Annotated in this window: 20 protein-coding genes and 2 pseudogenes; 15 read left to right on the top strand and 7 right to left on the bottom strand. The window is 41.0% G+C overall.

Annotated elements, in window-relative coordinates; all coding sequences use genetic code 11:
• The first annotated feature begins 102 nt into the window (after positions 1–102).
• From CXF95_RS01235 to flgL, 13 genes are all read left to right on the top strand, one after another.
• Positions 103–1,026 (top strand): chemotaxis protein CheV, encoded by a 924-nt coding sequence (locus CXF95_RS01235; RefSeq protein WP_101197013.1) that lies wholly within the window; start codon positions 103–105, stop codon positions 1,024–1,026.
• Positions 1,027–1,113: 87 nt separating this feature from the next.
• Positions 1,114–1,947 (top strand): protein-glutamate O-methyltransferase CheR, encoded by an 834-nt coding sequence (locus tag CXF95_RS01230; RefSeq protein WP_101197012.1) that lies wholly within the window; start codon positions 1,114–1,116, stop codon positions 1,945–1,947.
• 94 nt (positions 1,948–2,041) lie between these two features.
• Entirely contained in the window at positions 2,042–2,440 is a 399-nt protein-coding gene (flgB, locus tag CXF95_RS01225) for a flagellar basal body rod protein FlgB (RefSeq protein ID WP_101197011.1), read from the top strand.
• Positions 2,441–2,442: 2 nt separating this feature from the next.
• Positions 2,443–2,865, top strand: a complete 423-nt coding sequence (flgC, locus tag CXF95_RS01220) for a flagellar basal body rod protein FlgC (protein ID WP_101197010.1) — start codon at positions 2,443–2,445, stop codon at positions 2,863–2,865.
• Between the two features lie 40 nt (positions 2,866–2,905).
• Positions 2,906–3,589 carry a flagellar hook assembly protein FlgD gene (locus tag CXF95_RS01215; RefSeq protein WP_101197009.1) on the top strand — a complete coding sequence of 228 codons (684 nt, stop codon included), beginning with the start codon at positions 2,906–2,908 and terminating at the stop codon, positions 3,587–3,589.
• 15 nt (positions 3,590–3,604) lie between these two features.
• Positions 3,605–4,975: a flagellar hook protein FlgE gene (gene flgE / locus CXF95_RS01210; RefSeq protein WP_101197008.1), complete on the top strand. Its 1,371-nt coding sequence runs from the start codon at positions 3,605–3,607 to the stop codon at positions 4,973–4,975.
• A 142-nt stretch (positions 4,976–5,117) separates the two neighbouring features.
• Positions 5,118–5,861, top strand: a complete 744-nt coding sequence (locus CXF95_RS01205; RefSeq protein ID WP_101197007.1) for a flagellar basal body rod protein FlgF — start codon at positions 5,118–5,120, stop codon at positions 5,859–5,861.
• Between the two features lie 74 nt (positions 5,862–5,935).
• Positions 5,936–6,724, top strand: coding sequence for a flagellar basal-body rod protein FlgG (flgG, locus tag CXF95_RS01200; protein ID WP_101197006.1), 789 nt, complete (start codon positions 5,936–5,938; stop codon positions 6,722–6,724).
• 16 nt (positions 6,725–6,740) lie between these two features.
• Positions 6,741–7,439, top strand: coding sequence for a flagellar basal body L-ring protein FlgH (flgH, locus tag CXF95_RS01195; RefSeq protein WP_369809261.1), 699 nt, complete (start codon positions 6,741–6,743; stop codon positions 7,437–7,439).
• A 13-nt stretch (positions 7,440–7,452) separates the two neighbouring features.
• A complete protein-coding gene (locus CXF95_RS01190; protein ID WP_101197005.1) occupies positions 7,453–8,565 on the top strand; it encodes a flagellar basal body P-ring protein FlgI in 1,113 nt (370 codons plus the stop codon).
• 18 nt (positions 8,566–8,583) lie between these two features.
• A complete protein-coding gene (gene flgJ, locus CXF95_RS01185) occupies positions 8,584–9,567 on the top strand; it encodes a flagellar assembly peptidoglycan hydrolase FlgJ (RefSeq protein WP_101197004.1) in 984 nt (327 codons plus the stop codon).
• On the top strand, positions 9,564–11,717 hold the full coding sequence (gene flgK / locus CXF95_RS01180; RefSeq protein ID WP_101197003.1) for a flagellar hook-associated protein FlgK: 2,154 nt from the start codon (positions 9,564–9,566) through the stop codon (positions 11,715–11,717). Before flgJ ends, flgK begins: the two co-directional genes overlap by 4 nt.
• Positions 11,718–11,730: 13 nt before the next feature.
• Complete coding sequence (gene flgL, locus CXF95_RS01175) at positions 11,731–12,954, top strand: flagellar hook-associated protein FlgL (protein ID WP_101197002.1); 1,224 nt, start codon at positions 11,731–11,733, stop codon at positions 12,952–12,954.
• Positions 12,955–12,960: 6 nt separating this feature from the next.
• Here the strand turns inward: flgL and CXF95_RS01170 are convergent, their stop codons facing one another.
• On the bottom strand, positions 12,961–13,941 hold the full coding sequence (locus CXF95_RS01170) for a hypothetical protein (RefSeq protein ID WP_101197001.1): 981 nt from the start codon (positions 13,939–13,941) through the stop codon (positions 12,961–12,963).
• A 268-nt stretch (positions 13,942–14,209) separates the two neighbouring features.
• Here CXF95_RS01170 and CXF95_RS01165 point away from each other — a divergent pair, with 268 nt between their 5' ends.
• Together CXF95_RS01165 and CXF95_RS01160 are read left to right on the top strand one after the other, a co-directional pair.
• Entirely contained in the window at positions 14,210–15,034 is an 825-nt protein-coding gene (locus tag CXF95_RS01165; RefSeq protein ID WP_101197000.1) for a flagellin, read from the top strand.
• Positions 15,035–15,450: 416 nt separating this feature from the next.
• The gene (locus CXF95_RS01160) at positions 15,451–16,278 is read left to right on the top strand and encodes a flagellin (protein ID WP_101196999.1); all 828 of its coding nucleotides are present in this window, start codon (positions 15,451–15,453) and stop codon (positions 16,276–16,278) included.
• 1,841 nt (positions 16,279–18,119) lie between these two features.
• On the opposite strand, the gene CXF95_RS31295 is transcribed toward CXF95_RS01160, so the two are convergent.
• The 6 genes and pseudogenes from CXF95_RS31295 to CXF95_RS01130 all read right to left on the bottom strand — a co-directional run bounded on the left by CXF95_RS31295 (position 18,120) and on the right by CXF95_RS01130 (position 21,637).
• On the bottom strand, positions 18,120–18,311 hold the full coding sequence (locus CXF95_RS31295; protein ID WP_101196998.1) for a hypothetical protein: 192 nt from the start codon (positions 18,309–18,311) through the stop codon (positions 18,120–18,122).
• Positions 18,312–18,466: 155 nt separating this feature from the next.
• Positions 18,467–18,953, bottom strand: a pseudogene (locus CXF95_RS31290) (transposase zinc-binding domain-containing protein); the annotation flags it as partial.
• Positions 18,943–19,242 (bottom strand): hypothetical protein, encoded by a 300-nt coding sequence (locus CXF95_RS01140; RefSeq protein ID WP_157828026.1) that lies wholly within the window; start codon positions 19,240–19,242, stop codon positions 18,943–18,945. The pseudogene CXF95_RS31290 and the gene CXF95_RS01140, both read right to left, overlap by 11 nt.
• Positions 19,239–19,457 (bottom strand): hypothetical protein, encoded by a 219-nt coding sequence (locus CXF95_RS29390; protein WP_157828025.1) that lies wholly within the window; start codon positions 19,455–19,457, stop codon positions 19,239–19,241. Before CXF95_RS29390 ends, CXF95_RS01140 begins: the two co-directional genes overlap by 4 nt.
• A gap of 136 nt (positions 19,458–19,593) precedes the next feature.
• Positions 19,594–20,124, bottom strand: a pseudogene (locus CXF95_RS01135) (transposase); the annotation flags it as partial.
• A complete protein-coding gene (locus CXF95_RS01130; RefSeq protein ID WP_157828024.1) occupies positions 20,078–21,637 on the bottom strand; it encodes an FkbM family methyltransferase in 1,560 nt (519 codons plus the stop codon). The gene CXF95_RS01130 and the pseudogene CXF95_RS01135, both read right to left, overlap by 47 nt.
• Between the last annotated feature and the right edge of the window lie 292 nt (positions 21,638–21,929).

Below are 21,929 nucleotides of genomic sequence, written 5' to 3'. Positions count from 1 at the left end.
TGTCAATTTGTTGCGGTTCTTCGCAACATGGTTGTGATTAACTGTACTTAAGCAAGGTATAAGCAAAAGTTACGCCGCTTTTAATTCGTATTGGAGTTGTACATGTCTGAAATTATGAACTCGGTCAATCAACGTACTCAGTTGGTTGGTGAAAACAGATTAGAGTTGTTGTTGTTTAAACTCAATACAAGACAACGATTTGGTATTAACGTATTTAAAGTCCGCGAAGTTTTGCAGTGCCCACCATTAACCTCCCTTCCTAGACTAAATAAGTTAGTCAGGGGTATTGCTCATATTCGTGGACAAACTATTTCTGTGATCGATATGAGTTTGGTAGTTGGCGGCAAAAAGATTGAAGACCTGAGTACCGCTTTTATTATCATTGCTGAATACAACAGTTCGGTTCAAGGATTTTTAGTAGGATCGGTTGAACGTATTATTAACACTAACTGGCAGTCTATTATGCCACCGCCTAAAGGTAGTGGTCGTGCAAGTTACTTGACCGCAGTAACTCAAATGGATGATGAGTTAATAGAAATTTTGGATGTTGAAAAAATATTAAATGAAATTTCACCAGTTAACACTGATTTGAGTGCCGATGTTGCCAGTACTTTAAAAGTTGAGAACAAAAAAGAAAAAATCATCTTTATTGCCGATGACTCCTCTGTCGCTCGAAATCAGGTTAAAAAAGCCTTGTCTTCACTCGGTCTAGAAATCGAATTAGCAAAAAATGGTTTGGAAGCTTTAAAAAGGTTAAAAGAAATTGCCGCAGAGACAGGTGATATAACCGACAAAGTAGGGGTATTGATATCTGATATCGAAATGCCTGAAATGGACGGATACACACTTACTGCAGAGATAAGAAATACCCCAGAGCTAAAAAAACTTCACGTTATTTTGCACACGTCTTTAAGTGGTGTGTTTAATCAGGCAATGATTGAAAAAGTCGGGGCTGACGATTTTATTGCCAAGTTCCACCCTGATGAATTGGCTACCTCAGTCCAAAAGTGGTTTGGAAACGAGTAATACTCGCTTAGAGCGTTGTCGTTTAAACTCGTAGAACAAAATGTTGCCTTCGGAATTGCAAAAAAATATGTTGTTAGAGAGTATTGAGTGACGGATATAGAGTTTGATGAGCATCATTATGTCTCTTTTAGTTATTTCTTAGAACGAGCCTGTGGCATAGTTTTAGGTGATAGTAAGCAGTATTTAGTTCGCAGTAGGCTGGCGCCTTTAGTCAAACGTTATAATTGTTTGACTATTAATGCTTATATAGACTCCGTAATTAAAGGCAATCGAGCACATCAAACTGCCGCAATTGAAGCCATGACTACGAATGAAACCTTATGGTTTAGGGATGATTACCCCTTTAAGTTGCTTGAAAGTCCAATACTTAGCCAGTTTTCCCTTAAAACTAAACCATTACGTGTATGGAGTGCTGCTTGTTCGTCGGGTCAAGAAGCTTACTCCATTGCTATGACGATATTGAACTTCAAAAAGCACCAGGCAAACAGCTTTCGTGCTGGCGTCGAGATTGTTGGGACTGATATATCCGAAGAGATGTTGCAGCGATGCAGGTCAGCAGAATACGATCAGTTGGCCATTTCTCGTGGTTTACCAGAGCAATTCAAAGCGGATTTTTTTGAGCCTGCTGATAACGGTAAACTGAGATTGAAATCACAAGTCAAATCCTTAACCAACTTTAGATCTATCAACTTATTAGATAATTACTCATCTCTTGGTAAGTTCGATATTATTTTTTGTCGTAATGTACTGATTTATTTCTCCCCTGAAGTGAAAAAGCAAATACTGCAAAAGATTGCCGCTTGCCTGCAAAATGACGGCATATTATTCCTCGGCGCATCGGAATCTATCTCAGCATTGACTGATAAATTTTCTATGGTCAGATGTAATCCAGGCCTTTATTACCTTATAAAACCTCAGTAAACCTCACCTTAGTTCACTACCTCTATTCTAATCTAGATAATATTGTTGCGATGGCACAGCCTTTGCTTTAACTAGGCATATAGAGGAGAAGTACATGGCTATTAACTTAGATAAATTGATGGGTTTTCATCATAAAGCTCTGCAGGTCCGAACTGACAGGATGGAAGTGCTTGCTGGAAACTTAGCAAATGCAAACACTCCTGGTTACAAGGCAAGAGACATCGATTTTCAAAAGGCGATGAAAAGCGCACAGCAATCCAGTGGTAATAATTTAACTCGCACCCACGACAACCATATTAAAGGTTCAATGCAAAGCTCTGGTGAATTGCAGTTCCGTATCCCCAATCAACCTGACACAGGTGATGGTAATACGGTCGATGTGCAAATCGAAAGAAATACATTCTTAGACAATGGACTTCGGTATCAGGCCGGTATGGAGTTTCTTAACGGTAAAATCAAAGGCATGAAAAAAGCCTTGAGTGGAGGTCAGTAATAATGAGCTTATTTAACGTAATGGACATCGCCAGTACAGGTATGAGTGCTCAAAGTGTACGTTTGAATACCACAGCCAGTAATGTGGCAAATGCGAACAGTGTTAGCAGTAGCTACGATGCGACTTATAAAGCTCGGCACCCTGTTTTTGCAGCGGAATTACGTCAAGCATCTGACCAACAAGGTGTGGGTTCCAGAGTCAAAGTGCTTGGGATCGTTGAAAGTGCTAAACCGTTACAAATTGAATATAGCCCAGGTCATCCTATGTCAGACGAAAATGGTTATATCTATAAACCCAATGTCAATGTGGTCGAGGAAATGGCGAATATGATGTCCGCATCTAAAGCCTATGAAACAAATGTACAGATTGCAGACACCACCAAACGAATTTTTAGAAATGTGCTAAGACTCGGTCAAGGTAGCTAGTAATGAATAGCAACAGCAAGTCATATATAGAGGAACAATTGTGGATACAGTAACTAATGGCTTAAACAGTTCACTTTATTGGCAACCTGAAACGGTTGAAGAGGCTGATGGTAGTAATCAAAAACTGAGCCAAGAAGACTTCTTCTCGTTATTGACTGAGCAGTTAGCTAACCAAGATCCAACTAAGCCGGTTGATAACGATCAAATGGTCGCACAAATGACCAGTTTCACTATGGCTGATGGTATAGAACAGCTTAACGACAAATTTAGTGATTTTGCTACCTCTATGACGTCCAATCAAGCATTGCAAGCATCTAGTTTGATTGGTCAAGAAGTACTATTACAAGGTGATATCGGGTATATCTCAGCAGAAGGTCAGAATGTGTCTGGTGTGGTTATCGCCGACCAAAGCGTTCAAGAGCTAGAAATAACAATCGAAAACGAAACCGGTGAAATTATCAAGTCAATCAATGTAGGTACACAAGCAGCAGGTAACATTGAATTTAATTGGGATGGAACCGATGCAAACGGCAATAATATGCCGGTTGGCAATTATGTAGTACGTGCACAAGGTAATGTATCAGGGGAGTCAGTAGTACTTCCCACAGCAATCAACAGGCATGTAGACAGCGTCAGTCTGGCTGCAAGTAGTCAAGGTATTATTCTTAATTTGGACGGCGATGTGAGTGTCACACTTAAAGATGTCATTCAAATTGGCGGTTAACAGGAGAAACAAAGTATGTCTTTTAATATAGCGTTAAGTGGCGTATCAGCGGCACAAAGAGACTTAGATACAACAGCAAATAACATTGCTAATGTTAATACAGTGGGCTTTAAAGAGTCTCGGGCAGAGTTTGGTGATGTGTATGCTCAATCTTTATTGGCGGGTGGAAAAACCAAGGTTGGTGACGGTGTTATTGCTCAAGAAGTGGCGCAGCAGTTTTCTCAAGGTAGTTTGCAGTTTACTAATAACTCACTTGACTTAGCCATCACAGGCAATGGTTTTTTTGCCACCGTGCCCGGATTAGAGTCACGAGATTTTTCTTACACTCGTGCAGGAATGTTTAAGTTAGATTCAAACAATTTTGTGGTTAATTCTAACGGAGACAATTTACTAGGTTTCCCAGTTAATACCGATGGCACGTCGTCATCAGTGGCGTTAAGTACGATGGAGGCAGTTAGTATTCCTGATTCATCAGGCTCGCCCACCGCGACATCTGAAGTAAGTTTGACTATGAACTTACCTGCTTCTGCTGGAGCACTTAACCCTGGTTTATTCAACCCAGAAGATACCACAACCTATAATGCTGCAACGTCTGTCACCATATACGATTCTTTGGGGGATAGTCATGTACAGACCTACTACTTTATTAAGGACAATACTCCGGGTAATGAAAATGAATGGCTAGGGGTAACCTATGTAGATAGTCAACCTGTTGCAGATGGTGCCAATGGCGCTACAAATGTAGCAGGAGCTACTTTTAATCCTCCTGGTGTCCCCGCCTTCAGACTAGAATTCAGTAACGGTGGTAATTTTCAAGCTATGTTTGATTCAGCCGGCGCGCCGTTAATATTAGGCGATGCCATATCAACTCCATTGGGACCCGGTATATTATCTAATGGCTCTGATGGTGCCCAGACAATAACAACTAATTTTGTCTTACAGGATGCTTTATCAACTACAACTCTCGGAGAACCTACTCAGTTTGCCTCTGCATTTGAAGTCACTTCATTAGAGCAAGATGGTTTGGCGGTAGGTCGCTTGACTGGTATTGACATCGGCAGCGACGGCCTTGTAAGGGCAACCTATTCAAATGGAACATCTGAACCAATTATCCGAGTGGGCTTAGTGCGTTTTGCAAATGATCAAGGCTTAAGTCAGCAAAGTAACACGCAGTGGCAAGAAAGTATTGATTCCGGTGAGGCCTTAGCCGGTGAAGCCACTACAGGTACTTATGGTGATATCAACTCATCTGCCTTAGAACAGGCAAATGTTAACCTCACTACTGAGTTGATTGATCTAATTATTGCCCAGCGGAACTTCCAAGCTAACTCCAGAGCCTTGGAAATTAATAATCAGTTAAATCAAACAGTACTTAATATCCGTTAATAACATACTGAAATTTAAGTCTTTATTGGGTTGCTTTCGAGCCGCCCTTTTTTATATCTGAGGCGCACATAGTTTAGTAATCTTAGATGGCATCTTATTTGCATTTATCTTAATCAAAATCTAACAAAGTCAAGATTCTGTCATGGATAAACTACTTTACATTGCCGCCAGTGGCGCCAAACAAGATTTACTCGGTGCATCTGTGCGCGCCAATAATCTAGCCAATGCACAAACCACTGGCTTTAAAGCACAGCTTGAACAAGCCCGTGCCATGCCAGCATTTGGTGAAGGTTTGCCTACCCGAGTATTTTCTATGACAGAAAATGCTGTTAACAATTTTGAGGGTGGAGCCATGATCCAGACTGGCCGCGAGCTAGATTTAGCGATACAAGGTGATGGTTGGTTTTCAGTACAAGATGAACAAGGCAATGAAGCTTACAGCCGAAACGGTAGTTTTGAATTAGGTTCAAACGGCGAACTTAAAGATTCCTACGGTAATACCGTTATTGGCGATTTTGGTCCAGTATTTCTGCCCGTTCCTTTGTCCAATATCAATATAGCGAATGACGGTACCCTTTCAGTTCGACCTCAAGGTGCACCCGAAACAGTGTTGGAAGAGGTAGGTCGTCTTAAGTTAGTGAACCCAAATGTACGCGACATGGAGCGGGGAACAGATGGTCTGTTTCGATTAAAAAGTGGTGAACAAGCCGAAGAAGATGCCTTGGTCAGTATCCGCAATGGTGTGCTTGAAGGCAGTAATGTCAACCCTGTGGAAGAAATGGTCAATATGATCAATTTGCAACGACATTATGAAATGCAAATTAAGTTGATGAAACAAGCAAAAGAACTAGATACCCGTGGTAATCAATTGTTGCGCATTATCTAAGGTAGTTTTGGCGCAGCTGATTATGACAACCGTTAGCAAAATACGCTAACCACCAAAATTTTAGGAGACAATCTATGCATCCTGCATTGTGGATAAGTAAAACAGGCCTAGATGCCGCTCAGACTGATGTAGCAGTCATATCCAATAACTTGGCTAACGCCAGTACAGTGGGTTTCAAAAAAGACCGTGCTATTTTCGAAGATTTACTTTATCAAAATATTAATCAACCGGGTGGCCGATCTTCAGCGGATACAGAGTTACCTTCTGGCTTGATGTTAGGCGCCGGTAGTAAAGTGGTCGCGACACAAAAAGCGCACACTCAAGGCAATATGCTTACGACTGAAAATTCTTTGGATATGATGGTACAAGGCAAAGGTTTTTTTGAAATATTACAGCCAGACGGTAGCACTGCTTATACAAGAAATGGTCAATTCACCCTTAATGATCAAGGGCAAATAGTGACGCCCGGTGCTGGTTTTTTGCTGCAACCCACGGTCACAGTACCTGAGGATGCGCAGCAATTAACGATCTCTCAAGATGGTGAAGTGTCTGCTTCAATCAAAGGGCAAGCAGATCCTCAAGTATTAGGGCAGATTAGTTTATCCGACTTCATTAACCCCACCGGTTTGCAACCAACAGGGCAGAATTTATATGTTGAAACTGCTGTCAGCGGCGCCCCAATTCAGGGGGTACCTGGTTTAGAGGGTATTGGTACTATATTGCAAGGGGCGCTTGAAACTTCTAATGTGAATGTCACAGAAGAGCTTGTTAACTTGATTGAAAGTCAGCGTTTGTACGAGATGAACTCAAAAGTTATTTCAGCCGTTGACTCAATGTTGGGTCAAGTTATTCAGCAACTTTAATGAGAGTGAAATAGTGATGATGCAGCTTACGTTACTCAAACTATTATATCTGTGTCTAGGTATAATGTTGCTAGGTGGTTGTCAATCGACTGTTAGTCATCAACCTTTGCCGAATGACCCGTTTTATGCACCTATTAGGCCCGAAATGCCGCGGCAAAAAGTGGTCGAAAATGGTTCTATTTTTCAATCTGATATGGCTAATAACCTTTTTTCGGATGTCAAAGCTAGGCGTGTTGGTGACATTATTACTGTCAACCTTCAAGAAAACACTCGAGCCACTAAATCAGCGAGTAACAGCACATCAAAAGCAACCGGTGTCGCGGTCAACCCCATTCTAGGCTTAGGTGGCAATGCGCTCAATATTGGTAATGAATCAATACAGTTAGGCATGGATGCAAGCAATGATTTTACAGGCGATGCCTCAGCCAATCAAAGTAACAACTTAACTGGCGCTATTTCAGTGACAGTGGTCCAAGTACTGGCTAACCAAAACTTACTGGTTAGAGGTGAAAAATGGCTAACCTTGAACAATGGTGACGAATACATTCGCTTAACAGGTGTGGTTCGTCCTGATGACGTTAGCCCGACTAATGAAATTGAGTCAACAAAAATTGCCAATGCCCGCATTCAATATAGCGGCACGGGGAGTTTTGATAGAGCACAAAAGGAAGGCTGGTTAAGCGGTTTTTTCTCATCTGAATATTGGCCGTTTTAACGTGGAGAATTATATGAAATCTTTTATTACCCTGATGATCGTGATCAGTTTGATGTTGTCGCCTATGTCCTATGGCCAAAGAATAAAAGACTTAGCCACTGTTCAGGGCGTTAGAAGTAACCAATTAGTGGGTTATGGTTTGGTGGTGGGTTTACCTGGAACAGGTGAACAGAGCCCTTTCACAGAGCAGAGTTTTCGGACCATGTTATCGAACTTTGGTATCAGTTTAGATAGCAACGTCAAACCTAAAATTAAAAATGTCGCCGCGGTTGCAGTACATGCACTGCTGCCTCCTTTTATTAAACCGGGGCAATCTATTGACGTCACCGTTTCATCTATTGGTGCAGCAGCCAGTTTGCAAGGAGGCACATTGATTCAAACGTTCTTAAAAGGATTGGACGGCAATGTTTATGTCATAGCCCAAGGTAGTTTAGTGGTGAGTGGCTTTGGCGCAGAAGGTGGTGATGGTTCAAAAATAGTGGTAAATACTCCCACTGTGGGACGTATTGCTAATGGTGGCTTAGTAGAGCGTGCTGTGCCTAGTGGTTTTATGGAAAGTGACTTTTTAACACTAAATTTAAAATACCCTGACTTTTCAACTGCCAAAATTTTGGCCGATACCATTAATGCTCGGTTAGGGGCCGATCCCGACAAAGGTTATGTCATTGCCACACCTATTGACGCGGCATCGGTCAGGGTATCAGCGCCCAGAAGTGTTGGGGAAAGGGTCGGTTTTTTGGCCACTTTAGAAAACTTTGAATTTACCCCAGCTAAAGCCTCGGCAAAGGTCGTGATCAACAGTCGCACTGGCACCATAGTGATAGGCCAAGATGTGCGGCTTCTCCCTGCCGCTATTACTCATGGGGGACTCACAGTCACCATAGCTGAAAACCAAACTGTTACTCAGCCTAATGCTTTAGCGGATGGTGAAACAGTGGTAACCACTCAATCTATTATTGACGTGAATCTAGATGACACGCGTATGTTTACTTTTAATCCAGGCGTCACATTAGATGAGTTGGTCAGGGCGGTGAATGAAGTCGGTGCAGCACCAGGGGATTTAATGGCTATCTTAGAAGCATTACGAGAAGCAGGCGCCTTACAAGGCGACCTGGTCGTTATTTAAGGTTATCTAGGAAATCTTATGGATCAGTCACTTATTACTCAAAACCCACTTGAATTATCTAGAAATGCTAATGATATTAAAGGTTTGGATGAGTTGCGCCGTGCTGCGCAAAGTGGTGACAGTAAAGCCTTAGATGAAGCCGCCAAACAATTTGAGGCTATCTTTGTACAAATGATGCTCAAGTCGATGCGTAAAGCACAAGACGTGATGGCGGATAAAGATAGCCCATTTAACTCTGAGCAAGTTAAATTTTATCGCGATATGCACGATACACAGATTGCCAGTGACTTAGCCAGTAATGGCAGTATTGGGCTGGCAGATATCATAGTGCGCCAACTCGGTAAAACGGGTGAAGGATATATGCCTGCGGGTGCCTTGCGTAATGATGGTAATCTTTCCAGTATTAATCGTAATACCATCGTTAGTACCCAAAAAGCCCAAGAAGGAGTCTTGGGTAACCAGCCTACAAAAACCTTTCAAACCTTTAAAACGGCGGCTTTTGAAGACGCACAGTCTTTTATCGAACAGCTTTATCCTGCTGCTCAGCAGGCGGCTGAACAGCTAGGTCTTGATCCTAAGGCATTGTTGGCGCAAGCCGCTATTGAAACTGGCTGGGGTCAGCACATGATCCACAATACCTCTGGGCAAAACTCCCACAATTTATTTGGTATTAAAGCTGATCGTCGTTGGCAGGGTGACCGAGCGATGGTCGATACTATCGAATTTGAGAAAGGTGTTGCCGCTCCAAAAAAAGCGCCCTTTAGAATGTACGATTCCTTTGCCGACTCGATGCAAGATTACGTCGGTTTTGTAAAACAAAATTCGAGATATGAAGACGCAGTTAAGCACAGCCAGTCACCACAAGATTACTTTTCAGAGTTACAACAAGCGGGTTATGCCACTGATCCAGATTATGCAAATAAGGTTATTGCTGTGTTTGAAGGTGAACAGTTTAAACAATATTCACTAGAAAAATTCAGCGATAGGGGCGAGAAGAAATGATTTACAGTAATAATAATATCAGAACTGCCGATTTATTTTCTATCGCTAAAAGTGGGGTGAATGCCAGTAATCAATTGCTGAACACTGCTGGTCATAATATTGCTAATGTCAATACCGAAGGTTATGTGCGCGAACGTACTAACTTTCAAAGCCAGTTAACTGGAGGAGTCGGACAGTCTACCACTGAGCGAGTTCTGAATGTATTTGCACAAAATCAATTACAACGTGACACTACATTGCAAAGTGAACATGAAAATTTTTATAACAAAACGGCGGTGATAGATAACGTATTTGCCAGCGAAGCGAATAGCATCTCTGCCAGTATGAGTCGTTTTTTTGGCGCTGTACAAACGGCATCGGATGACCCTACAAGTTTGGCTGGTAGGCAACTAGTTCTTGGTGAGGCAAAATCATTGGTTGGCCAAATCGGAACCGTGTCAGGTTTCTTACGAGACAAAGAAGAAGAACTGAATTTAGAAATTAGTGCCAATGTTAAGACCGTGAATTCACTGGTACAAACCATTGCTGATTTGAATGACGCGATAGTGGTGAATCAAGCGAGTAATCCAAATGATGAACCTGGAACATTAAAAAACCAGCGTGACAGTGCTATATTAGAATTAGCCAGTTTAGTGTCTATTGAAGTCCGCCAAAGCTCCGGAAATGACGGGCGAGTGATGGTTAACTTAACATCTGGAGAATCACTGGTTCTGCAAGATGGATCGTTTAATGTTTTAGAGGTAGAAAACGACGCGGATTTAAACTATGTGTCATTACAACTTTCTAGTCGTGACAAACCTACCGTCTTAAATGTTGATGAAAATGAGCTAGGAGGAGCAATTGGTGGATTGTTGCGTTATCGAGATGATGTATTAGAAATTAGTCGCAGAGAGTTAGGGCAAATAGCTCTAGCGCTGACTGAGTCGATTAACACCCAAAACCGTCAAGGTATGGATCTGGATCAGCAAATGGGTAGCGAAATATTTTCGCTTCCAGAGTTTGTGGGACTTGAATACCCCGATAATGCTAATGGTGCCAGTGTGGTGACAGGGCGAATTACCGCCGGTGCTGCGGGTGAAATCAGCAGTGCAGATTATCAAGTGACCATTAATAGTGTGACGCCTGGCGCTCCATCAACGTTAGATGTAACCGTGACTGCGCTGAATGCCGATGGCACCATAATTAAAGATGTAAACGGTAATGACATCACCCAGAATTATCCTACAGCAGATGCACAGTCCGGTACCTTTACTAAAATGCTAGGTGGCGTAGAGTTGGAATTTTCCAGTGGTGCCACTTATACCCCAGGTGATCAATTTTTAATCCAACCGACTAAAAATACCGCTGATAAAATTGAGGTTATAATGACTCGCCCTGAGGATTTAGCATTAGCTTCACCCATTCGGCTCGATACAGATATTGGTAATTTAGGTGACGCCGAACTTGTCTCAATCAAGGTGACAAATAATTTTGTAGACAATACCTTCACTGACAGTAAAGCATCTGGCTTTGATGGGGCGGGTGGTTTACATGGTCCAGGTAGTTCACCAACAGGTGCAGGTGGTGTAGGGGCCCCGGTACAGATCTTCTTTACTGCAAATGATGAATATGAAGTCAGAGACAGTGCCGGAAACACTATTACTACTGTGTCTAGTGTCACCGATTTGAATAATTTAATGGCGCAAGCTGAAGGAAGCGCTGGGTGGCCTGCTGCCTTTAGTGCATTAGATGATTATCCTGGCTTTGAGTTGTCGTTACAAGGCGAGCCTAAGGCGGGTGATACTTTCACAATTGGTTATAACACAGACGGACTGAACGATAATCGAAATGGATTAACGATGGCAGACTTACAGAATAAAAATAGTATGCTAGTTAACAATAGTGGCTCTGGATCGCCGGCAAGTTTTCACGAGGCTTATGCTAATATTGTGAGTGATATTGGACAACAAGCCGCCAGTGCTGATATAGCATTGCAAGCTGCCGATGCGCTTAAATCTCAGTCAAGTGATTGGTTTCAATCAGTCTCGGGGGTCAGCTTAGATGAAGAAGCCGCAAATTTGGTCAGATATCAACAATCTTATGCGGCAGCAGCGCGCTTGCTCAGTACTGCGCAAAACTTGTTTGATACTATCTTAGCCGTTGTTCGATAACTAAAGGTAAAATATGCGTATTTCCACAGGGCAACTTTACGATCGTAGTATTCAATCTGTATTAGATAACCAAGCGGATTTGTCGGATATTCAACAACAACTATCTTCAGGCAAAAAACTCTTGCGTCCGTCTGATGATCCTGTTGGAGCAGCGCAGGTTATAAGGTTAACCGAAGAAATTGATTTAATCGCTCAGTATAAAAAGAATACTAATTTATTGACCAATAGTTTGGAGCAAGAAGAAACCGTTTTAAGCAGTGTAAATAATGCGATTAACCGTGCTCGAGTATTAATGGTCCAATCGGGCAATGGCATTATCAGTACTGGAGACAGAAAAGCGATTGCGATAGAAGTGGGCCAAATTCGTGATCAAGTCTTTGATTTAATGAATAGCCGCAATCCTGCCGGAGAATATATTTTTGCTGGGTTTCAGTCTGCATCACCAGCATTCAGTTTAAATGCGAGTGCAACAGGTAACAAATATAATTTTGAAGGAGACGGAGGCGAGAATAAAATTAAGGTGTCGGATACCATTAGTTTACAAATTAATAACTCGGGACAGGATGTATTTGAAGACGTATTAGCTCGATTAAAATCTACTATCACTGGCTCTCTAGGGGCAACATCTGCATCGTTAGAGGTAAAAGTGCAAAGTGCCTTCGATAAGTTTCATAAAAATAGTTATGATGCAGTCAACCCAGCCAACAACGAATTTGAAGTGAGAATTATTTCGGCGACCCAAGCGCAAATAACCAATGTAGGGTCTGGAGCTCTTTTAGATACGATTGACTTTTCAAGTGGTAGCGCATTTTTGTATAAAGGTTTAGAGTTTAATATTGCTGGTACTACAGGTAACACAGTTAACTTTCAGTTAGAGAAACCAGAAAAGAAAAATATAGCTGAAACACTCAACGACTTCGTTAATTCGTTAAATAATCCAAATATTAGTGAGGGAGGCCTTGACGAGGCTTTATCAGATGCACTGGTTGGTGTAGACAATTCACTAACTAGCATGGCCAATGCTATCTCTGAAATTGGTGGCCGAGGCAACGTTGCTGATTCTGTATTGGCTTCAAACTTAGACCTAGAAATTGCTAACAAATCGGCTCGTTCGAATATCGAAGATGTAGATTACGCCGTGGCAGTGTCAGAACTCAGCCGTCAAGAAACTGCTTTACAGGCAGCCCAAGCCACTTTTGCTCGGGTAACAGGTACTTCATTGTTTGATTTCATCTAGGCCTATCTATACTTTATTATTAATCAATGAATTTAGATTGATCTCAGCTAAATACACACAGCTTTTGTTGTCCTCATGTGATGAATAATAACTGACGTAAAGCGTGTCTTCTTCCAATGTACCCTTTTCCAATACTCTTTTTTTCAAAACTAAGCCCGGATAACTGTTGTCGCCAGCTGAGGGCAAAATCAGCAATTCTTGTAAATTTCCATTCGATAAATTCATCTTGAGTAACCCTGTTACAAGTCGCCCATGTTTGACTATTCTACCTGCTACAAACGCAAAATTATCATCTAGGCGCAACATGACTGGGCCACCAATATAACGTCCTAAATCTATCCAAACCCATTTTTTATAAGGAAATGTACTGTGACCAAGTTGAGCTGAATAGCTATCTGCATCTCTCCTGACAATTGCATAGGCTTTGTCGTTATCAAACAACAAATCACTCTCATTAGGGTAACCTTTATTATGTTTTTGCAAGCTAAGTGCGTTGGGCTGGTGGCGATGAAAGCTGCGCCTAGGATCGCCAGAGTATAAATGAATGGCATTTTGATTTCTGTTGTAAGCGAAGCCATAAGCTTGATCTTTATGCCACCTGACTCGCCAACACCACCATCCTCGATCAGCAAACTCTCGATGGGATGACCAGCTATTGCCAGTTTGAGACACCCAACATAGATTTCTTGCAGACAAAGTGCGATTGTTTTGATCCGTCTCCCTCGCATAGGCGATAAGTAATAACTGGCCATCTGGGGTAATGCTTAATTTGGGATCACGAAGATCGACATTCGTCATCTGGAGTCGATTGACAGTGCAAACGTTGCCCATTTTATCGAGGGTGAGAATGCAGATTCGACCCTCAGCACTAATATGATTTTCTGCTTCTCTATAACAGCAAAGTAATGTTTGATTAAACTCACATAAATCTACAAATGCATTATGTTCAGCTTTGCTACCAATTTTTTTTAACCAATTAAATTGCATTTTATAATCTTTTTTATCTAATTTAACCCATTGAAACTCAAGTGAAAACTAAATGCAAAGACGGCAAACGTTTGCCGCTTATTAAAAAAAAGGCAAATTCATGTTAAAGGGAATTTCAAATGGGCCGATACCATTTTCGAGAGAGCCAGTAGTAATGATTTTTTAAATACAAAATCGTTACTCTATTAGTGTTATTTAACCAGCTGAGTAATTATTATAATTATTCGGTCGCCAGCATAGTCTGGACTGAGAGTGTAGGAGAAAAACCATGGGTTTATTCGTAAATACCAATGTTTCATCGTTGAACGCACAGCGTAATTTGTTCGATTCAGCGCAGTCTTTAAGTACATCTTTTGAACGTTTGTCTTCAGGCTTCCGTATTAACAGTGCGGCTGACGATTCTGCTGGTTTGCAGATTTCTGACAGATTAACAACTCAAGTGCAAGGCCTTAACCAAGCAGCACGTAACGCTAATGATGCGATTTCATTGGTGCAAACGGCTGAAGGCGCGTTAGGTGAAGTGACTTCGTCACTGCAGCGTATCCGTACCCTTGCAGTACAATCCCAAAATGGTATCAACTCATCTGCTGACCGTACCGCGTTGCAGAAAGAAGTCACCGCACTAAAAAATGAAGTCAGCCGTATTGCAGCTGATTCACAATTTGGCGACATAGATATTTTAAAAGGAAGTTTTTCAGCAAAATTCCTGGTAGGCGCTAATGGTGGTCAGAATATTTCAGTGAACTTATCCCGCACAAGTGGGTACGGTTCATCAGGTTTAGGTATCGCAGCAACAGATGTTTCTACTGTTGATGGTGCTTCTACTGCTCTTACGACTGTTACAGCTGCGATATCTGCTGTGGGTGGTGTGCGTGCCGATTTAGGTGCCTTGCAAAACCGTTTCCAATCGACTATCCGTAACCTGACAAATATTTCTGAAAATGTTGCAGGTGCCAGAAGTCGGATCAGAGATACTGATTTTGCATCTGAAACAGCTGAGTTAACGCGTAACCAGATTCTTCAGCAGGCGAGTTTGACCGTATTAAGCCAGGCTAATCAGCGTCCACAAGCGGCTCTATCTTTACTAGGTTAATCTTTGCTGGGTTAGCTGTTTATTCAGACTAACCTTCGATTAGCCTAGGTTTCGAGACCCTTCTTCCGTTTAGGGCTTAGAAGCCAAGGGGTAGTGCACTGGGTTGATAAGAACCGAGCAGTTGAGCGTTTCGCTTACTCTCTCCTAATGAAAGAGCCACAGCCGGAAATTTTTCCGGCTTTTTTCGTTGCCTAACTAACTGAAATATATAGAATTAAAAAAGTAGTTTATTTTTCTCCTAAAGAATTTTTCATCAAAGCACGATACATGAACATAGACGTTACGCATCTAATAAAAATATAAGCGAGCGTCTTTGCAGAAGCTAAATAAAAATAAAAGCAACGCTCTGCAACCATCAAGACAATTAATAATAATAGTCGGATGGTGTTTACAAAAAAATCGTTAGGAGATTTAAAATGAGCTTATTCGTTAACACGAATGTGTCGTCGTTGAATGCAACTCGTCAGTTGATTACATCGCAAAATAATTTAAATACCGCATTTGAACGCTTGTCATCTGGTTTTCGCATCAATAGTGCGAAGGACGATGCCGCAGGTTTGCAAATATCCAATCGTCTTACTACACAAATTCTTGGTTTAGATCAGGCAGTTAGAAATGCTAACGATGGGATTTCTTTGTCGCAAACCATCGAAGGTGCACTCGCCGAAACAACCTCTGCTTTACAAAGAATACGTGTTTTAGCGGTGCAATCACAAAACGGAATCAACTCGTCTTCAGACAGGGTTGCATTGCAAAAAGAAGTGACGGCATTGAAAAATGAAATGAGTCGTATTGCATCCACAACCCAATTTGGTGGTGTGAATGTGTTGCGTGGTACATTTTCATCCGCATTTTTGGTGGGTGCTAACGCAGGGCAAACGATTAGTGTCAATGTTGAACGTAGTGGTGGATTTGGTGCATCTGGATTAAATTTGGCAGATGTATCGGTACTCACTGAATCACAAGCATCGTCAACCATGGCATCTATAACAGAGGCTATCTCAATCGTTGATGCTCAGCGGGCGGATTTAGGTGCACTACAAAACCGTTTTCAATCGACGATCAGAAATCTGAGTAATATTTCTGAAAACGTATCGGCGGCAAGAAGTCGTATACGTGACACTGATTTTGCCGTCGAAACGGCAGAATTAACCCGCTGGCAGATCATTCAACAAGCCAGTGTTACTGTATTAGGCCAAGCCAATCAACGTCCGCAAGCCGCATTGCAGTTATTACAAGGGTAATAACTAGAGAGATAGGATAGAGATAAGATATAGATAAATAGGTGCAATATTGTTGTTCAATTACGGGGGCAGAATGCAACCGATTGATAGGTGTAATATTGTTAATTATCAATGTTTTGGATGATATTTAAACATTTTTTGTTTTTAATAAATTCAGAGAGGTTTATTTGTTAAATCGCCAACAGACAAAATAGACGCCAGGAGGTAGTGAGGTATTGAGGTTTAGGCCATCAATTCTGTCTGTCAGCTTGAGCATAAGCTCACACTTTTTTGTATTTGTTTTATATGCTTCTAACATTTAACAAAAATGCTAACCAGGGTACCAGTTAGTAATTCAAATTAAGCATGTGGCGTGCCAGTTAAGCAATTTACATGTCAGTTTAAATTTTAACATCATTAGAATATTACTGACATTAATCATAAAAATATAAGTCGGTGCATGGTTAGGAGAAAAAAATGCGGTTATTTGTTAGTACCAATGTGTCGTCGTTAAATGCCACTCGTCAGTTGTTTACATCGAATTTGAATGTTGGCAGTGCAATCGCAAAATGGCATTAATTCGTCTTCAGACTGGGTTATATTGTAAAAAGAAGTCACCGCACTGAAGAACGAAATTAGCCGAGTTGCTTCGATATCATAATTTGGTGGTGTGAACATATTGAATAGTGCCTTTTTATCACATTCTGGGTAGCGGCGAACGCTGCTCACATTATTAGTGTGAATGTTGAGAGAGCTGAAGGCTAGGGTGCATTTGGAGTTTTTGGGGCAGATACATCTGTGCTGACTGAATCTGAAGCATCAGCAGCGATGGTTACACTCTGGCAAGCTATCCCAATAATGGATAATCAGTGGGCGGATTTAGGTGCGGAATACAATTTTTTTTAATCGGCCATCAGAAATTCAAATCATATTTCTGACAATGTTTTAGCGGCAAGATGTCGTATTTGTGACACGTATTTTGCCTTAGAAGCGGCAGAGTTAACCCGCTGGCAGATTGATTCTACAATCCAGCATCACAGTGTTAGGGCAAATGAATTAGCGTTCACAAGCTGCTTTGCAGTTACCGGGTGAATGAGTGAATAGAAAATCAAGATTATAGTATTAAGAGGGTAGGAAATGAGAGGCCGCCTGGGGCTGTGCCCTAAAAAGTAACCAAGGAATGTTGCTGTGATAGGCCAGGGAGGGCGCTATTTATAAGGCTGGGTTTGTATTATTTGAAGAATATAGAGACGTAGTCAGTACTGAGTTTGCTCCAACTCCTAACGTGAGCAAGTTAGTCGGGGTACCTGCAAGGGTCTTTTCCCCGGCCTTCTTTAAATAAAAGCCATGATATAAGGCGTTTCAAGCTTTGTGGTACAAACAGTTTTCTTCGTTGGTTTACATCTAATAAGTGTAATTAAAACGCCGACTAACAGGACCGAGAGTGTAGAAGTTTGGTTGAGAGGCCAGTATTCAGCTCTTCTAACCCTGCCAGTCGGACAGAAACCTTATTTGCTCCATCTCCTAACGTGAGCAAGTTGGTCGGGGACACCTTATAAAGGGTTTTGCCCCGGCCTTTTTTCTTTAGCGACACAGTGTTTTTACAACTCGTCTGCTAATTACTGTAAAGCATGTTGTGTGCCAACTTTAAAAACAGTGGCTAGTAGATAGTGAATAGTGGCTAGACACTAACTTAAAAGCGAAAAGCAAAAGAATTGAACCACATCAACTTCCTCTATCCGTCGTCCATGTCCCAATTGCAGACAGTCGTGGTCATAGTGATTCAGGAGTAAGAAGCCTAAGTTTTAGCAAATTAGGATGGCTGCAACTGCTGTAGGCCACTTTTGAGTGGGTAATGAACCTTACTCATCAATAGGAGCAATGGTTTGCAAGGTAAAGACCTTTCGTCCTTGCTGTTTGCCTGTAGCGATGCGATAAATAATGGAATACCCGTGAATTTGCAACATCCGAGCGTCTTCCAGCCCATCCAAAGCCAGGTAGTCATTGTCATCATCCCTCACTAATAAGCCCTCGCGCTCAAGAAAACCCGCCACACGCTGGCTAAGGCGGTGAGTAAGACTATTCAGTTCACTTTTTGTCGGCGCTTTTATCGGGTGACCAATTCATCGGGAATGAATTAGGACAACCAAAGGTTGCCCGTAGGGTGAGAAATAGGGATGTTTCTCATCTAAACGTGTTTTGCCATAGTTATCTTCGGCATATACACCATCGAGGTAGAGCATATGTAAATGGATATTTAAATTGGGCGCTGAGCCAAATCGTTGGATCAGTGTTACCGTACCAGTTTGTGCCGTCTGTTTGTTGTAGCCTGCTTTTATAGTGATATGTGTGGCAAGTGTGCGATACACGATACCCAGTACTTTTCCCATGATGTGGGGATAGCTGGCAAACAAAAATCTAAGTTGAAAAGGGAAGCTCAATACCCATTGCCTAATGGGCTCATGGGGCAACACATCATCAACCAGCAAGGCGGCGCTTTCTGCCATTCGCCGCGCACCACAGCTTGGTCTGGCAGACCACGACTAAAAACCTCTGCGTTTACAACTGAACGCAACCAGGTGTTCATGATGACAATCTTCACAACGTACTCGCAAAAAACCATATTCCAAACGACCGCACTTGAGGTACGCTTCAAATTCTGACCGCACATACTTGGGTAAATCTTTATCTTGTTGCCCACGTGGTTAATGTCAGACTAAATTGCTGAGTACGCACCAATTTAGTGGAATATTGCTGAAGTTGTTGTTCAACATCCGGTGAAATCGACACATCGCTACTGACTAATGTGTCGGCCCCCATCATTTGTTGTAAATTTATTTTCAGGTAGTGTTGAATGGAACTGCTGGCAAAAGCGGCAATGAGCAAATAGAACATCAGTGAAAAAATGGTTATCAACCAAAGCGTATTTTCTCTGGCTTTACACTGCTGAATAAACCGCTGCCACGCTATATTAAATAAGATCACGGCAATAACTCCAGACACCCATGACCTAATCGATAGTTGTTATCGGCAAAATGAAACAATTGCGGATTATGCGTCACCACCACCATAGAACAAGCATGTTCATGACAACACTCTCTCATCAATTCAGTGACATATTGCGCAGAGTATAGGTAAGATAAAACGTCATTTTTCCTAAAGTCAAAATACATGATGCCTCGTGTTTTCCATATTGACATCTATTTTATATTCTTAAGGGAGTGAAAGTTGGCTATTTTTCGTCTATTAATCAATTGTTTCCACGTAATTAAGAATTCAACACAAGCGGCTCCCGCTGTTGTGCAAACCAGTTTTGTTTATGATGATGAACGGCTTTTATTCAAACAGACTTATCTGAGGCGGTGCTCGACTTTGTGGGGGCAATAGCTCGACGACTTCGTCATTTTTTGTATTCAGGTGACTAAGTATCTTTTGGATCTCCAATGGGTCTTCGATGCTCGATATAACCTTAACCGCACCACCGCATTGCTCACACGTATCAATGTCGATGTTAAAAACCCATTTAAGTCTTTGCGCTCAGGTCATCGATTGGTGTTTTTGTGCCCGTGTTTTTTCCTTCCCTATCGGCAATGCTTTTTTTGCCTTATTTCGTAAGGCTGGTGTTATTGTCACGCGGTGCTGACTGTTTGGTGCAGGGCCACCCCGTAGAAATACGCCATGAAACCTAGTGAGGTTTACGCGGGGTTTGGGTACCAAGGCCGCTAAACGGGCAATAAAATCCAGCGGCTCAAAGATGACATGACTGCTCCGGTCACCGGTGGTGCCGTCACGGTAGGGTGTTTTTAGTTGGTAGCGCACCTTACCGTAAGTCGTTATTGTCAACCTTTTTTCTGATATCCCAGAGCGAAGCTAATATTTCCCGCATGGTATAAACAGGAATTGTTATTCCTTCTTTTAGTAAATATTTTCTAATTATTTCATCATCTGAATAAAGTACGGTTACGATAACAGCATCTCCTAGATGCTGTTTACTTGACCTATCGATAACATCTACTCCAAATAAAGATTTACCTATGATATTTTTGTCACAATCAAGGATATATTTTATATCAATTTTCTGTTTTAAATCTTGTATTAATATTTGCCCAACTTCACCTGCACCATATAGACTCAAAGAATTAATATTTTTATCAGCAAAAAACTCTTCTATGCCAAATCCCTTTGCTTTTAATTGATGCCATCTTAATAGTTGTTTAATGTATTCCGGTTGTTTTTTTGTCTGGTTCTGAATGATTTTTTTTGATTGGTTGAGTCTGATATTCTTTAACAAATCTGCACACTCACTTAGTTCATATTCCAGCAGTATTTCTTCGACAGGGGTAGGTGAAGAGTCAAGCAAAATTTGCGGGATAGGTTCTATCTCTTCCTCGATATTAATCGGTTTAGAGGAAAACCTGTCTTTACTTTGTTGATAGGTATATTTTTCATTAAATGTTTTCGGGTAATAAGGTGGCATGCTCTCAACGGCTAATTCAAACTTATTTATAAAATCATCAAAAGTATTTTTTGATTGTTCGGATTTTTGTGATGAAGCCTGACTACTACGTTTTTCTAGGCAATCTATAGCATGCTCTACTTGATTAAAAGCTATCGAAATAAAGGCTAATTTGGTTAAAAGTAAGTTTTTATTTTCTATGGATAGTGAGTCTCTAGATTGTATGAAATCTGGTTTTTTTAAAAACAAAGCGTCGGAACTAAACTGGATTCCTTTCCCTCGTAATCCAATTGGTGCTCTATATGAAGACATTTCCTGAATGTCTTCAAATCGTATAAACATAAATCCATATTCTGATAATAGCTTAACGATATCACCAAATATTTTCTGATCTTTATATATAGGATGTAGCTCGGCTTCAAGCAAAATTCCCAATATCGAATCATTTAACGTTTTCTTTGCTCCTTTTAATATATCGTATTCTGCTCCTTGTACATCCATCGATAAAAAATCAGGATGTGGAATATTTATCTTTTTATCGCATAATATATCGTCTAAATAATTTGTGTTTAGCTGACGAGTTTCCATCGTTTTAATTGTTTGGCAAAGCGGGTAGTCATGGTCAGAATAGAATAAGTAATGATTTTTGTATTCATCATTAAAGGGATAGATGGAGTTAGTATATGGATCATAATTAAAATTAAATTTTACGGTTTTGTTTTTATCCGATATGCAGTATGGGTACACTAAGCTGGTAGAGTTGGTTTTTTGAGCATTATTCTTTATTTGCTCAATACAATCGACATCGGCATCATATAACACATTTACGATGTCATTTTCGAATGCGCAAAGCGATGGGAATCCTCTAGTGCCGGAACGTGCACCTATATGGTGAACAATTAATTTATTTTCATTTTCTACCAAAATATTAACTCCTGTTTTTTTATTTATACAAATCCCAAATGATCCCGGTCAGCATTCAGATATTCCAGAATTGTTTTATTCTTCATATTTGCAACACAGTGATGGTCACATACACAAGAAGGATTTATTGTAAAAAATTATTTTTATCAGAAAACCAGAAAGATTTAAAAGTTTGATCTTTTATTGAGCCAATTAATCCATCTTTTAAATTGTAAGCTTTGTCCTGGCAGGAATAGACAGAGTGTAGGTAAAATAAAACGTCATTTTTCCTAAAATCAAAATACATGATGCC

This window comes from Paraglaciecola sp. MB-3u-78 (assembly GCF_002835935.1).
In the GTDB taxonomy this organism is placed as follows: domain Bacteria; phylum Pseudomonadota; class Gammaproteobacteria; order Enterobacterales; family Alteromonadaceae; genus Paraglaciecola.
This window is presented reverse-complemented; position numbering and strand designations above follow the sequence as displayed.

Bases quoted from the DNA above. Each gene is read 5' to 3' on its own strand.
- flgK (WP_101197003.1), top strand. From the start codon at position 9,564: ATGATTTACAGTAATAATAATATCAGAACTGCCGATTTATTTTCTATC.
- CXF95_RS29390 (WP_157828025.1), bottom strand. From the start codon at position 19,457: ATGTCAATATGGAAAACACGAGGCATCATGTATTTTGACTTTAGGAAA.
- flgC (WP_101197010.1), top strand. From the start codon at position 2,443: ATGAGCTTATTTAACGTAATGGACATCGCCAGTACAGGTATGAGTGCT.
- flgJ (WP_101197004.1), top strand. From the start codon at position 8,584: ATGGATCAGTCACTTATTACTCAAAACCCACTTGAATTATCTAGAAAT.
- flgL (WP_101197002.1), top strand. From the start codon at position 11,731: ATGCGTATTTCCACAGGGCAACTTTACGATCGTAGTATTCAATCTGTA.
- flgE (WP_101197008.1), top strand. From the start codon at position 3,605: ATGTCTTTTAATATAGCGTTAAGTGGCGTATCAGCGGCACAAAGAGAC.
- flgH (WP_369809261.1), top strand. From the start codon at position 6,741: ATGATGCAGCTTACGTTACTCAAACTATTATATCTGTGTCTAGGTATA.
- CXF95_RS01190 (WP_101197005.1), top strand. From the start codon at position 7,453: ATGAAATCTTTTATTACCCTGATGATCGTGATCAGTTTGATGTTGTCG.
- CXF95_RS01160 (WP_101196999.1), top strand. From the start codon at position 15,451: ATGAGCTTATTCGTTAACACGAATGTGTCGTCGTTGAATGCAACTCGT.
- CXF95_RS01170 (WP_101197001.1), bottom strand. From the start codon at position 13,941: ATGCAATTTAATTGGTTAAAAAAAATTGGTAGCAAAGCTGAACATAAT.
- CXF95_RS01235 (WP_101197013.1), top strand. From the start codon at position 103: ATGTCTGAAATTATGAACTCGGTCAATCAACGTACTCAGTTGGTTGGT.
- CXF95_RS01165 (WP_101197000.1), top strand. From the start codon at position 14,210: ATGGGTTTATTCGTAAATACCAATGTTTCATCGTTGAACGCACAGCGT.
- flgG (WP_101197006.1), top strand. From the start codon at position 5,936: ATGCATCCTGCATTGTGGATAAGTAAAACAGGCCTAGATGCCGCTCAG.
- CXF95_RS01205 (WP_101197007.1), top strand. From the start codon at position 5,118: ATGGATAAACTACTTTACATTGCCGCCAGTGGCGCCAAACAAGATTTA.
- flgB (WP_101197011.1), top strand. From the start codon at position 2,042: ATGGCTATTAACTTAGATAAATTGATGGGTTTTCATCATAAAGCTCTG.